Raw genomic sequence first — 12,656 nt, 5'->3', positions numbered from 1 at the left:
TCAAAAAATTTATAAAAATGTAACTTTCCTGCTCGGCAATCCGTTATACATAAGAATACCATGTGAAGGAGAGATCGTATGTTTACAATTGGCAGTATATTTATCCCTGTGACAGACATTCAAAAATCAACCGTTTGGTATGAAAGCAATCTCGGAGTCAAAAAGATTGATAGCTGGGAGGAGGGGGCAGGATTTTATTTTCCGAGCGGCTCTGCGCAGCTGGCACTTGTTCAAGTGGACACACCGCAGCCAACGGAGTTTGTCATAAAGGGAAAAAGAAGAAATGTGTATTATAATTTTGTCGTGCAGGATATTGAAGCGGTCCATCGGCAATTGAATGCAAATGGAGTTGTAACGACTGAAATTGAGGAATTCGGCGACATGAAAGGCTTTGATTTTTATGACCCGGACGGTAACCCGTTCAGTGTCGTGAATGAGGAAGAGGGTTCCCCGTTCCACTCAGACCATATTAAAAAGCAGCAGGAACATGATAAAACCTCTGCATGCGAATAAAAAAGGGTATTTTTCTACGATTCTTTAATTCACTAGAAGCCTTTTTCGATATGGAAAATGAGCGGCCTCTCTTTTTTAGAAGGGGCTGCTCATTTTTATGCAATACTTATATGGTTTGCGCGAATTTTAAGTTGTATTACGCGAATTAGAGGATCTATTGTGCGAATCCAAACTTTAGGCCTGCAGGGATGATAACTTTCTCTCTAAATGACCGGTAATTTCAGGAGATTTAAAGCATGCTCCATATCGATATCTTCCCGCAAATGATCTGGTGTCCACGGTATATGAATATGGGGGAGAATCCCTACACCTGTCATACCATTCCCTTCATCGATTCTTGAAAGTCTGGAGGTAGGGTATTTCAAAACGAAGCCGCTATCCCATGTCTGTGTCGCAAGGTTTGCATAATCATTTACGCCCATCGTTGCACGGCCAATCACCGTTACTTTTGATGACTTTTTGCAGATTTCCACAAAGGAGTCACCTGAGCTGCCGCAAAACGTATCAGATAAAACGATGACTCGTTTAGGGAAAGCATTCCCTTTCATAAAGGAATCAGGCTGTATATCCAAAAAATCAAATTCCGCAAACCCTTTTCCTTTATTTTTTACCATCTCCCTTTGGAAGATCTGTAACACCCTTTGTGTTTCTTCGTCCTCAATTTGTTGCATCATTTCTTCAAATTCTGCTAGCCTTCTTTCGGTATTTGCCTCCGTGCAAAGAAACAGCATGGAGTCCTCAGGTGAAACATCCATTCCTTCGAGAGGAGCGATATACGGCAGAAGGGGGAAAAAGCTCGTATCACTGCCGCCGTTATTCAGCCGCACGTCAATAATCCAGTTTTCTGCTTTTTCCAGCAGGTTTTTATGTTCATTTATTAATGAAACAATCGCATCCGGATTGTTAAAATCGGTCATCGTCAGGCACACCGTCGATTCGTCTCGTTGATTGATGGTGTATACCGGTACATAAGGCGGTTTTTTATAAAAATGCAGTGGAAACATTTTATCATCGCTGCCTTCTAACTCAACAAATTCATAATAAGAGAAAATGGCTGTCCAGTTTTCACGTTCCGGATGGCTTTCATTAAGAAGCATGGCGTGTTTGTTTTTCAGATCAGGGATAGACAGTCCGCCAATGCCAGTAAAAACGCTGCCAAGCTCCAGCCGCTGTTCCTCATCTACCTTTGTCACATAAAGCTTGTCCTCATATCTTCTAACTTGAAACCCTCAATAGGAAAGGGTATTTTGCTGTAAATCAGGGTGGAAAAAGAAAATATGCTTGTCGTTAAAATCCAATAAATAGTCCTCTACAATGGCAATAAACGCTTCGTCAGTCAACTCACCATTCTCTTGAAGGCTTGTTAGCTGTTCAACAAATACATCAGGCCGGTCACAGCCCTTTTTGTCGACATACCCTGCGTAATCATTGTGCATCGTTTTTACGATTTCCTTAAATGCTTCTAACATTTCATTTCCTCCCCGTAAACTTTTTCCAATATAATACTATTATAGATGCGAGCTCTATAATGAAAAGTTTCAATATTGGAAATCTTACATACAGAAAGGAAGAGATGGATGCAAATTATCAGGATAGAGGAAAAACAGGCAGACACGGTTAATCGTTTTTTCATTGAACAGTGGGGAAGCAGCGAAATGGTTGTATCAAGCGGAGTGTATAATTGCGCAGCGCTGGACGGGTTTGCGGCATTGGATGAAAAAGGGGAGATAATCGGGTTAATTACATTTGATAGAAAAGAAACAGAGGTTGAAATCATTTCACTCGATAGTCTCCTTGAGGGACAAGGAATCGGAAGTATGCTCCTTGAACGCACAGAACAGCTGGCACAAGCTGAGAATATAAAACAAATTACGTTACTGACAACGAATGATAATTTGAACGCCCTGAAATTTTATCAAAAAAGAGGCTATAGGCTGTGCTTGATTTTCCCGAATGCTGTAACAGACGCACGGAAAGTCAAGCCGTCTATCCCGCTGATCGGCGAATACGGGATACCACTGCAAGATGAGCTGCAGCTTGTAAAGAGGCTGTAAGGAAGGCAAGCAGACAGCCTGAAAAATTAGACAATAAAAAAGGCACATTCACCACTGATTACTGTGTGGAATGTGCCTTTTAGCGAGATGCATTATTATTCTTCCAGCCCCGACCGATCTTGGCTGAGTCTTTCTGTAAGCTATTTCTCACTGTGCAACGTTCTACTCAAACAAATGTTCATAAGAGGAAATGTCAATTTGCATCTGATCTAATTTTTTTCGTAAAAATTTATGATCACGTTTTGGTGTTGCCTGAATATAGCCGCGTATTATCAAATCCTGCGTAATGGAGGAAGCACGTTCTTCTAGTGCCAGCTCTCCGATTTTGCCTGCGATTTTTTCTTTAGCGACCTGTCGGAAAAGCTCCGGAACCGGTGCTGTCAATTCCGCAAGCAGTGCCTTCGAATCTTCACCCCACAGGTGGATCGTCTTGTCCAAATAAAACTCCTGCCAGTCCAAATCCGATTTTCCGTCCGCTTTCGGCAATGCTTTCAGGAATTTTCGGAACATGAAAAAGCCGCCGATTCCCATAAGGGTAATCAAGATGACAACCCAAAATAAGATAAACCATAAAAACCATCCAGTTAAAGCCAATATCTTCACCTCTTTACTATCTCTAGAAATTATTATAAGAGTTTTGAACACTTTTTTCATTAGCAATGTCCCTTTTTATGTGACGAATTTCGATAGTAGTTAGTGAAAGGGGGGAGGAAGGATGCCAGCATTTCAATTTCAACAGGCTGCATTAACTGTAAATTTCTTTACAGGGGTAGATGCAGAGGGTAAATCAATCTTCAAGAGAGTGACGTACCGCAATGTAACCGATCAGGCAACAGCAGAGCAGCTGCAGCAAGTAGCACAGGCAATCAGCGGATTGACAAGCTATACACCAGCTGATGTGGAAAAAACAGAAAAGCAGATTATCGTCTAATGATCGCTTTACTAGAGAGGAGGTGACGTCATGAATCAAGTGTTGGAACTGGTATTTGAACTAGCGGATGGCAAGTCATTGACGCTTTCGGTTCCGAGTCCGAAAGCCGGCTTAACAGCTGCTGAAGTCAACAGTGCCATGCAGGCAATCGTCGCAGCAAATGCTTTTTCACGTGAAGGCGCAGTTATAGCGGCAAGGAAATCCGCCCGCATCGTCGAACGTGAGGTAACGGAATTTGATATGAACTAATATGAAAGCCGGTGGGGTTGCCCGCCGGCTTTTTAAAGGCAGGTGAGAAAAATGGAACAATGGATCACATTCATCCAGGAAATCGGTTTTCCTATCGTCGTGTCGTTTTATTTGCTATACCGGATAGAAAATAAACTTGATGCGATTCATACCGCGCTGCTGGATAATCGGTCCTGATTGTGAAATAAAGTTTCACATATTTGTCCGAAAGCCTTCACGACTGGCATATTGTATTCTCTTACACAATTCGTTAAGATGAAAACAATGATGGTAGAAGTGGAGAGAGATAGATGAAAAAGAAATATGTTCTAGCGGCTATACTGCTGCTCGTCGCAGCCGTTGTAAGTGGATGCAGCAATTATAAATTTAAGGCAACAACAAATTACGAAGTCCAGAATTTCACTGCAACAAATCATCGTGGAGAAGAAATATCGTTAGAAGACTTGAAAGGTAAACCGTGGCTCGCGATGTTTATCTTTACGAATTGTACAACAATCTGTTCTCCTATGACGTATAACATGACAGAAATACAGGCTTCATTGAAGGAGCGGGGCGTCGAAGACTACAATATCGTCGCTTTCTCGGTTGACCCGGCAACAGATACGCCTGAAGTATTGGCTAAATATTTAAGCTTTTATGATGTGCCTGATGAGTCGAAATGGAATCTTGTCACAGGCTATGACCAGAAATTCATTGAGCAATTGGCCTGGGACTCGTTTAAATCCGCGGTGAAAAAGTCCAGTGATCCAGAGCAAGACCAGGTAATGCATGCTAGTACGTTTTCTCTTGTAGATGAAAATGGAATTGTGGTTAAAAACTATACAGGCTACTCTGAAGAAGAAGATGGTGTCTCATATGATACGATCGCCATTGATATGGAAACATTAATCGAAGAAGGATCTCATTAAGGAATGGAGCTGTCACCTAGGTGGCAGCTTTTTTTATGTAAAAGAGGATAAAAATTAGTATTGTGGTAGGCATAAAGGTACAAATCGCGCAATAGGGAGCCAAAATCGCGCAATAGACCTCAAAAATCGCGCAATACAAAGCCAAAATCGCGCAATCAACCCTCAAAAATCGCGCAATAAATAAAAAAGCAGCCGCACCTAAAGCAGGGGGCTGCCAACTACTACAGCTTGGATGCTTTCTCCAAGGCTTGTGTAAAATCTTCTATTAAGTCAAATTCATTTTCCAAACCTACCGAAAAGCGGAGGAGACCGTCTGTAATACCGCGTTTTAAACGTTCTTCCGGCTCCATCGCGGCATGGCTCATCTTGGCAGGGTACGACAGGATCGATTCTACTCCACCGAGACTAACGGCAAATACCGGAATTTGCATTGCTTCGACAAAGGCTTTTGCCACCTCATAGGAAGGGAGTGTAAAGGAAAGCACAGCACCGCCGGATGTTGATTGCTTCTCGTGGATATGTGCTCCCGGGTGGCTCGCAAGTCCCGGATAGTATACTTTTTCGACTAACGGATGGTTATCTAAAAAGGCAGCAAGTACACTGGCTACTCGTGCTGACTCATTAAACCGCACCGCTGTTGTCTTCATATTCTGGATCAACGTATAGGAATCCTGTACGCCAAGACAGGAACCGAAGGAATTTTGGATAAAATATACTTGATCACTTAGTTCCGCATCCTTTGTTACCACGAGGCCTGCTACGATATCGGAATGGCCCGATAAAAATTTTGTCGCACTATGAATGACAGCATCGACCCCAAGCTCAATCGGCCGCTGATGGATCGGCGTCATAAATGTATTATCAAGGAATGTGAGGGCACCGATTTCTGCTGCGATGGCAACAATGCCTTCGATATCGGTAATGCCAAGTGTCGGATTCGATGGTGTCTCCATATAAAGCAGCTTTGTCTCAGATGTGACGGCAGCACGTACTGCGTCCAGGTCCGTAAAATCGGCAAATGTGTGGGTAATGCCAAAACGCGGCAGCACCTTTGTCACAAAACGGTATGTCCCTCCGTACACATCTTCAGTAATCACAATATGATCGCCCTTTGAGAGTGTCATAAAGCAGGCGGATACCGCAGCCATCCCTGTAGCAAAAGCGAAACCGCGGTGGCCTCCTTCTAATTCGGCAATTGCTTTTTCAAGCGCAGCACGTGTCGGATTGCCTGAACGTGCATAATCATATTCGCCGAATTCATCCATTGATTCCTGATGAAATGTTGAGGAAAGGTACATCGGTACATTGACCGCACCTTTTTTATCGGCATAGCCTTCTCTGACTGCCCCGTGGACGAACGCGGTTTCAATGCGGCTCATCTATTGCACCTCCGAACGCAGTACATCAAACACCTGTTTCAAATCAGCAATTAAATCGTCTGCTTCCTCGATACCGACAGAAAAGCGCAGCAGTCGGTCGCATACGCCGCGTGCCACACGCTCTTCAAACGGCATATCCGCATGTGTCTGTGTCGCCGGGTACGTAATAAAGCTCTCCACTCCGCCTAGGCTTTCTGCAAACGTAATGAGCTTTAAATTCCGCAGGAACGGATCTACAAGCTTGGCATCCTTCACGCGGAATGACAGCATACCGCCTTTTCCTGTATACAGCACATCTGTCACAAGCTCTTCACCTTCTAAATAAGCGGCGATTTGTTTGGCATTCGCATCATGCTGCTTCAGGCGCAGGTGAAGTGTTTTTAACCCGCGGATAATTAACCAGGCATCCATTGGCGAAAGGACAGCACCTGCACCGTTATGAATATAGCCTAGTTTTTCGCAAAGTTCTGAACCTTTTGCAACGACTAGGCCTGCCAATACATCATTATGACCGCCAATGTATTTTGTCGCGCTATGTAGGACGATATCAGCCCCAAGCTCAATCGGACGCTGGAAGTATGGTGTATAGAATGTATTGTCCACGATTAATAAAAGATTATGTTTTTTCGCCAGTTCATTATAAGCTACAAGGTCGATTTCCTGCATAAGAGGGTTTGTCGGTGTTTCAATAAACAGTGCCTTTGTGTTTTCATTGATCAGCCCTTCGACTTCTTCAACCGATGTAAAAGGCGAGTAACGCGGCTTAATATGATATGTATCGCCATATACTTTGAACAGACGATAAGTACCTCCATATAAATCCTCCGGTACAATCAGTTCGTCACCAGGGGCAAACAAGGACAGGACAAGCTGGACAGCAGCCATTCCTGAACTACAGGCAAAGCCCATATCTCCACCCTCTAACGCAGCAATTCCTTCTTCTAAAATCGTTCTAGTCGGATTTTTTGTGCGCGTATAATCATAGCCTGTCGATTCTCCAATACCTGCATGTTTATAAGCAGTGGAAAAATAAACAGGCGGATTGACCGCACCGGTTGCAGCGTCACTTAAGTTACCTAATTGTACTAGCTTTGTCTCGATTTTGTGTTCAGTCATATTATCACTCTTTCTACCAAAATGAAATGTACGAAACATTTAGAATGAATCGATTATTAAACCAATTTACCATGTTAGATTGAAAGGAACAACAGTAGGAATGAAAAAAGTCTATCAATTGTGATAGACTCTTAACTCCGTATAACTATACCAGCTAAACTAGCCGTTTTCCTTTTTCAATAAGTCACGGATTTCTTTCAGGAGTTCTTCCTTTGGATCCAGTACCTTGGCAGGAGGTTCCTCGATAACTTCCTTTTTCTTACGCAGAATGTATGTATTCACCACTTTTAATGCGATAAAGATAGAAAAGGAGATAATTAGAAAGTCGATGATTGACTGGACAAAGGCACCGAATTTAACTGATGCATCACCATATTTCCAGACGAAATCATTTGTAAAGTCGATGCCTCCGGTTAGCACACCGATGATTGGTGTGATAATATTTTCAACGAGTGATGAAACGATTGAATTGAAGGCGGCTCCGATTACAACGGCAATGGCAAGATCCAGCACATTGCCCCGCATAATAAATTCTTTAAATTCTTTCCACATTTTGACGACAACTCCCTTACATGATATATACTGTAACTATAGAAGTTATTCATTTTAATAGTTTTGCACATAAAATTCAATAATGGGAGCACCTGAAAATACATGCTGAGGTGCTCCCATCACAATGAGGACGGCGTTATTATTATATGACCAATGCCAAAATGATCTAAAAGGCACAGTCGACATGGGTAGAAGACGCCAATGTATTGGAAGGTTTGAATTTGCTTTATAGTTTTCTTTCAAGCGGTCCAACATTAACAATTTTTAAAGGTTCGGTGGTAAGATGGTTCAAAAAAAGAAAAAACAAAAGAAAAAGAAGGTATTGCTTCCGCCAATAGTAAAGGTATTCCTTATATTAGTGCTGATACCCGCCATAATTGGTATGTATACACTCGTTTATGTCGCATGGCAGGAACTGCAGGAGCTGCCGTTTTTTCAGGAATTTACGCAGCAATCGGAAATGGATAGTATCCAGGCAAATTTTGATATGAAAATACCTGTTGAATATATTCCCATTTATATGGAGGCTGGTGAAAAATATAATGTGCCTTGGACATTGCTGGCAGCCCATCACCGAATAGAAACGCGCTTTTCGACGATGAAAAAGCTTGTCTCACCAGTAGGCGCAGAAGGGCACCTCCAATTTATGCCGTGTACGTTTGTCGGCTGGAAACATCCGTCATGCTCGGGGCTTGGTGAAGGAAGTATTTCTGAAAAAGAGAAAACAGATCCTGCTGTGATTGCCAAATACGGCGGTTACGGGGTAGATGCAAACGGGGATGGTGTGGCAGATCCCTTTAATATAGAAGATGCTATATATTCGGCAGCGAATTTTTTATCGATTGCCGGTGCTTCAAAAGGGAATATCGAAAAGGCAGTTTATCAGTATAATCATAGCGACAAATATGTAAAGGATGTACTGCATTACTTTAATCTTTACAGCACCTATAGGGAAAAAATGGAGTTGGTGCTCGCTTTAAATGAATGATAGAAACAATGGAAAAGGACCGCAAAATGCGGTCCTTTTAGCTATCACCAATTTTATTCAACCATTATGTTGTTTTTCGCATTGAACGCATGATAAAGCTTACAATGAAGATCAGTACGATTGCACCGATTAAAGCAGGGAATACATAGAAGTCAGATACTCTCCAACCCCAGTCTCCTAAAATCATGCTACCGATCCATGAACCGATAATCCCGGCAATAATGTTACCGATGACACCACCGGGTACATCCTTACCTAAAATTACACCTGCTAACCAACCTAAAATACCACCGATAATCAAATACCAAATAAAGCTAATCATAATGCTTTCAACTCCTTTAAATTAGTTTGTGAAATATGATAGCGTCTACTTAATTATTACCGATAGTACATAAAGTTAAACATTTTCGTTCACAGACAATATACCAACGGGTTTAAATTACTTCTGCACCAAGGGTTCCCGTAAAATGTCCAAGTGCCCATTCGTGGCCTGCCTCATTGAAACTCGCTACTCCATCCTTATAGATTAGAAGCTTATAACCCAGGTTGTAAGCATCCACTGCCGTATGCAGCACACAAATATCCGTACATACACCGACAAGTGCAATTTCACGAATGCCGCGTTCCTGCAGCAACTGATGAAGGTTCGTACCGGCAAATGCTGAATATCTCGTCTTATCAAGCGACAAACAAACAGATGCATATTTTTCATAAGCATCCTTTACAGAGCCGTATAATTCACGACCGGCTGTTCCGGCAATATTATGGGGTGGGAACAGCTTTGTTTCCGGATGATACGAGTCTCCCTCAAAATGAATGTCATTTGTAAAAACAACAAGCTCACCGGCTTCTATCGTTTCTTCGATAAGGGAAGTGATTTTGGGTGCTATATCCTGTCCGGGCTTGCCGCATGTCAACCGGCCATCATCCGCAACAAAATCATACGTGTAATCAATAACAATTAATGCTTTCTCCAATATATTCGCCTCCTAAACAGTATGTATTTATTATGCCAGCAATATGTGCCAAAAAAAACATTATAAAAATATTCGAAAAATTTTGTAAAATGAATAGACTTGCATTATAATGATTTTTAAAGAGAATGAGAGGTGGACTTCATGGATACTGACTACATGAAAAAGATTGACAAGCAAGGGCTTTTATTTGTTGTGTTGCATACTTTGGTTTTGCTGAACTTCGCAGCGGAATTTTTCTTTATCTCCTAGCAGCAATGCTAGGATTTTTTTACGCTGTCTTTCATATAATTTGGGGATTTTCCTCAAAAAAGGAGCAGCGCCAAAATGGAACATGTGCCGTAAGCGGAGCAGTAAAAAGTGTAGGAACGCTATAAATTTTTTATTAGTCAGGATGTGAGGGGGAGAAGAATGCAAACATTTGACAAAGCATTTATAGGATTGGAACGACCATTTGCTTGGGTGGATCTGGATGCGCTCGATGCCAATATTGAATTTATCGCCGCAAAAACAAAAAAACCGGTCCGCATCGCAACAAAATCCATTCGTTCGACACAGCTTCTTCGCTACATAGCAGAACGGCTGCCAGAAACAGCAGGCTTTATGACCTTTACGGCTGCAGAAACGCTATATCTATTAGAGCAGGGCTTTAACCAGTTACTTATCGGCTATCCCGTTATGGAAGAAAATGCTGTTAAAAAACTTCTTTTTCAAATTAAGGCCGGCAAGGATATAACCTTTATGGTGGATCATATCGAACAGGTGGAGTTTTTGGAGAGGATGGCTTCTGGATTGGATGTTGTTATACCGATCTGTATCGATGTAAATGTATCCGACGATTACCGTGTATTGTATTTTGGCACAAAGAGGTCGCCGCTGAACAGCTTTGAAAAAGTGGCGAATTTTTTGTATGCAATAGCAGACAAGCAGGTGCAAGTACGCGGTGTGATGGCATATGAGGCACAGGTGGCAGGTGTTCCTGATTTACCTGATGAAACAGTTGTATCCCGTATAAAAAGCAAGCTCATCAGCCAATTAAAAAAGCGGTCAGTCATGCAGGTGGAGCAGGCTCATCATGATACAATAAATATTATCCGACACTTGGAAGACCCTATTTTTATAAATGCAGGCGGATCAGGCAGCATTGAGTCAACTAACCGGCTGGAAGTGACAGAAATGACGATCGGTTCCGCTTTTCTTGCGCCTGCTTTATTTGACCGCTATGACAGCCTAGCATTGCAAAAAGCGAGTGGGTTTGCACTTGCGGTCGTCAGGCAGTTTGATGAGGAAACCTTTGTCTGCCATGGCGGAGGCTATATTGCTTCAGGAACACCGGGGGTAGACAGGCTGCCAGCTTTTTATGAGGCAGGTCGCTTTCGTTACTTATCTTTAGAGGGAGCGGGAGAAGTACAGACACCGATTGTAGACAGTCAAAAAGCGTTACACATTGGAGATACGGTTTATTTCAGACATGCAAAAGCAGGAGAGTTATGTGAGCGGTTCCCAATGCTTCATGCTGTACGCGGGGACGTGCGAATCGGTACTTATACAACATATCGAGGTGATGGACAATGTTTTCTCTGAAAAATTTCACAAAAGGAAAGCCTTGGACAAATTGGTCAGAAAGCTTCGTCAGCTATCCGGCCTATTATGCGCCGGCATCTATCGAGCAGCTAAGTGACATTATTAAAGCCCATATGAAGAATGGAATGACCATTCGTACAACAGGAGCGGCCCATTCATTCAGCCCCGTAGCATTACCGGAGCACTCCGCTCTTTCTTTGCACCATCTGCGAGGGCTGCAGTCGGTCGATCCGGAAAAAATGGAGGCAACTTTTTATGCAGGCACGTATCTTCATGAGATCGGTCCGCTTCTGGAGGAGCATGGACTTGCTGTCATCAATATGGGTGATATAGATGTACAGACGCTGGCGGGGGTCGTTTCCACAGGAACACACGGAACGGGCGTAACACTCGGTTCATTTTCCTCCATGGTAGTAAAGTGGACGTTTGTCAATGGAAAAGGAAATATCATCACCTATGAGCGGGATGAGGATGATCTTTCAGCGGCACTTCATTTATCTTTAGGATTACTCGGAGTGCTTATTGCCGTCACGATTCGTGTTTTGCCGCTTTATAGCCTGGCGTATACGGCAACAAGGGAAAATCTAACGGAAGCGCTCCAACATTTCAGGGGAGACATCCGGAGGAATCGCCACGTGGAATGGTACTACTTCCCGGGGTCTGAAAAAATTCAAGTAAAACGGATGAATATGGTACCTGTAGCCTATGCCTCTGAAAAAGAGCGGAAAAGAGAGCAGCGCAAACTCGATTTAATTGAAAATAATCTATTTGAAGGCGTATCAAAACTATGTAAATGGAACCCTAAATTCACGGGAGCAGCGAGTATGATTTCTTCTCACATGATATCGGAAGGAAAGAAAACGGACATCTGCTATAAAGTATATCCAACTTCGCGTAGGGTGAAATTTACGGAGACGGAATTTGCTATTCCGCTCGAACAGTTCGAAGCATGCATGGAAGAAATTCATTCTGTCATGAAGAAACGAAGCTTTTCTGTGCATTTTCCGATAGAAATCCGCACAACAGCGGGGGAACATGGTTTTTTAAGTCCAACGAGAGGACGCGAAAGCGCTTTTTTTGCCTTCCATATGTATAAAGGGATGGATGAGTCAGCCTATTTCCGATGGGTATTTGACATGATGAAAAAATACGACGGGAGAGCTCATTGGGGGAAGGTCAATCAGTACCACGAAACGGACATCACGGCGTTCTATCCGGAGGCAAAAAAGTTTAATGAAATCCGCCAATTATTTGATCCTGAAAATATTTTTATGACACCTTACTTTAAACATATTTTTCATTCATAATGGCCGCTACAGGAAATGAGTGATGAGTAATAAAGGACGTGGACAAAAATTTGTCCAAATTTCAAAAATTTAACCAAACGAGCGAAAATGAAACAATAGCA

Annotated in this window: 17 protein-coding genes; 9 read left to right on the top strand and 8 right to left on the bottom strand. The window is 42.6% G+C overall.

The annotated features are described in order from the left end of the window. Positions 1 to 78 precede the first annotated feature (78 nt). Entirely contained in the window at positions 79 to 513 is a 435-nt protein-coding gene (locus BOD01S_RS00580) for a VOC family protein (RefSeq protein WP_036159469.1), read from the top strand. A 203-nt stretch (positions 514 to 716) separates the two neighbouring features. On the opposite strand, the gene BOD01S_RS00575 is transcribed toward BOD01S_RS00580, so the two are convergent. Next, positions 717 to 1,706: a S41 family peptidase gene (locus BOD01S_RS00575; protein WP_052125029.1), complete on the bottom strand. Its 990-nt coding sequence runs from the start codon at positions 1,704 to 1,706 to the stop codon at positions 717 to 719. 36 nt (positions 1,707 to 1,742) lie between these two features. Next, positions 1,743 to 1,982, bottom strand: a complete 240-nt coding sequence (locus BOD01S_RS00570) for a hypothetical protein (protein ID WP_052125028.1) — start codon at positions 1,980 to 1,982, stop codon at positions 1,743 to 1,745. Positions 1,983 to 2,090: 108 nt separating this feature from the next. Between BOD01S_RS00570 and BOD01S_RS00565 the strand changes: the two genes are divergently transcribed. Continuing rightward, entirely contained in the window at positions 2,091 to 2,567 is a 477-nt protein-coding gene (locus BOD01S_RS00565) for a GNAT family N-acetyltransferase (protein ID WP_036159467.1), read from the top strand. 162 nt (positions 2,568 to 2,729) lie between these two features. Here the strand turns inward: BOD01S_RS00565 and BOD01S_RS00560 are convergent, their stop codons facing one another. Continuing rightward, positions 2,730 to 3,161, bottom strand: coding sequence for a DUF2621 domain-containing protein (locus BOD01S_RS00560; RefSeq protein WP_036159465.1), 432 nt, complete (start codon positions 3,159 to 3,161; stop codon positions 2,730 to 2,732). A 121-nt stretch (positions 3,162 to 3,282) separates the two neighbouring features. On the opposite strand from BOD01S_RS00560, the gene BOD01S_RS00555 reads away from it, so the two are divergent. From BOD01S_RS00555 to BOD01S_RS00545, 4 genes are all read left to right on the top strand, one after another. Beyond that, on the top strand, positions 3,283 to 3,498 hold the full coding sequence (locus BOD01S_RS00555; protein ID WP_036159463.1) for a DUF1659 domain-containing protein: 216 nt from the start codon (positions 3,283 to 3,285) through the stop codon (positions 3,496 to 3,498). A gap of 30 nt (positions 3,499 to 3,528) precedes the next feature. Continuing rightward, positions 3,529 to 3,747 carry a DUF2922 domain-containing protein gene (locus BOD01S_RS00550; protein ID WP_036159460.1) on the top strand — a complete coding sequence of 73 codons (219 nt, stop codon included), beginning with the start codon at positions 3,529 to 3,531 and terminating at the stop codon, positions 3,745 to 3,747. A 51-nt stretch (positions 3,748 to 3,798) separates the two neighbouring features. Then, the gene (locus BOD01S_RS22375; protein ID WP_081978074.1) at positions 3,799 to 3,924 is read left to right on the top strand and encodes a YvrJ family protein; all 126 of its coding nucleotides are present in this window, start codon (positions 3,799 to 3,801) and stop codon (positions 3,922 to 3,924) included. Positions 3,925 to 4,037: 113 nt separating this feature from the next. Beyond that, positions 4,038 to 4,655: an SCO family protein gene (locus tag BOD01S_RS00545; RefSeq protein WP_036159458.1), complete on the top strand. Its 618-nt coding sequence runs from the start codon at positions 4,038 to 4,040 to the stop codon at positions 4,653 to 4,655. A gap of 221 nt (positions 4,656 to 4,876) precedes the next feature. Here BOD01S_RS00545 and BOD01S_RS00540 read toward each other — a convergent pair whose 3' ends face one another. The 3 genes from BOD01S_RS00540 to mscL all read right to left on the bottom strand — a co-directional run bounded on the left by BOD01S_RS00540 (position 4,877) and on the right by mscL (position 7,702). Further along, on the bottom strand, positions 4,877 to 6,034 hold the full coding sequence (locus tag BOD01S_RS00540) for an aminotransferase class I/II-fold pyridoxal phosphate-dependent enzyme (RefSeq protein WP_036159456.1): 1,158 nt from the start codon (positions 6,032 to 6,034) through the stop codon (positions 4,877 to 4,879). Continuing rightward, complete coding sequence (locus BOD01S_RS00535; protein ID WP_036159454.1) at positions 6,035 to 7,150, bottom strand: methionine biosynthesis PLP-dependent protein; 1,116 nt, start codon at positions 7,148 to 7,150, stop codon at positions 6,035 to 6,037. It lies immediately after the preceding gene. A 159-nt stretch (positions 7,151 to 7,309) separates the two neighbouring features. Beyond that, positions 7,310 to 7,702, bottom strand: a complete 393-nt coding sequence (mscL, locus tag BOD01S_RS00530) for a large conductance mechanosensitive channel protein MscL (protein ID WP_036159451.1) — start codon at positions 7,700 to 7,702, stop codon at positions 7,310 to 7,312. A gap of 283 nt (positions 7,703 to 7,985) precedes the next feature. Here mscL and BOD01S_RS00525 point away from each other — a divergent pair, with 283 nt between their 5' ends. Then, complete coding sequence (locus BOD01S_RS00525; RefSeq protein WP_036159449.1) at positions 7,986 to 8,690, top strand: lytic transglycosylase domain-containing protein; 705 nt, start codon at positions 7,986 to 7,988, stop codon at positions 8,688 to 8,690. Between the two features lie 64 nt (positions 8,691 to 8,754). Here BOD01S_RS00525 and BOD01S_RS00520 read toward each other — a convergent pair whose 3' ends face one another. Continuing rightward, the gene (locus tag BOD01S_RS00520; protein ID WP_036159447.1) at positions 8,755 to 9,012 is read right to left on the bottom strand and encodes a GlsB/YeaQ/YmgE family stress response membrane protein; all 258 of its coding nucleotides are present in this window, start codon (positions 9,010 to 9,012) and stop codon (positions 8,755 to 8,757) included. 112 nt (positions 9,013 to 9,124) lie between these two features. Next, the gene (locus BOD01S_RS00515; RefSeq protein ID WP_036159444.1) at positions 9,125 to 9,667 is read right to left on the bottom strand and encodes a cysteine hydrolase family protein; all 543 of its coding nucleotides are present in this window, start codon (positions 9,665 to 9,667) and stop codon (positions 9,125 to 9,127) included. A gap of 408 nt (positions 9,668 to 10,075) precedes the next feature. On the opposite strand from BOD01S_RS00515, the gene BOD01S_RS00510 reads away from it, so the two are divergent. After that, positions 10,076 to 11,248: an alanine racemase gene (locus BOD01S_RS00510; protein WP_036159442.1), complete on the top strand. Its 1,173-nt coding sequence runs from the start codon at positions 10,076 to 10,078 to the stop codon at positions 11,246 to 11,248. After that, positions 11,236 to 12,555, top strand: coding sequence for a D-arabinono-1,4-lactone oxidase (locus BOD01S_RS00505; RefSeq protein WP_036159440.1), 1,320 nt, complete (start codon positions 11,236 to 11,238; stop codon positions 12,553 to 12,555). Before BOD01S_RS00510 ends, BOD01S_RS00505 begins: the two co-directional genes overlap by 13 nt. Positions 12,556 to 12,656: the final 101 nt, after the last annotated feature.

Origin of the sequence: Lysinibacillus odysseyi 34hs-1 = NBRC 100172, assembly GCF_001591965.1 — a bacterium.
Lineage (GTDB): Bacteria > Bacillota > Bacilli > Bacillales_A > Planococcaceae > Lysinibacillus_B > Lysinibacillus_B odysseyi.
Note: the sequence above shows the minus strand (reverse complement) of the source record. Positions and strands in the feature narration are given on the sequence as shown.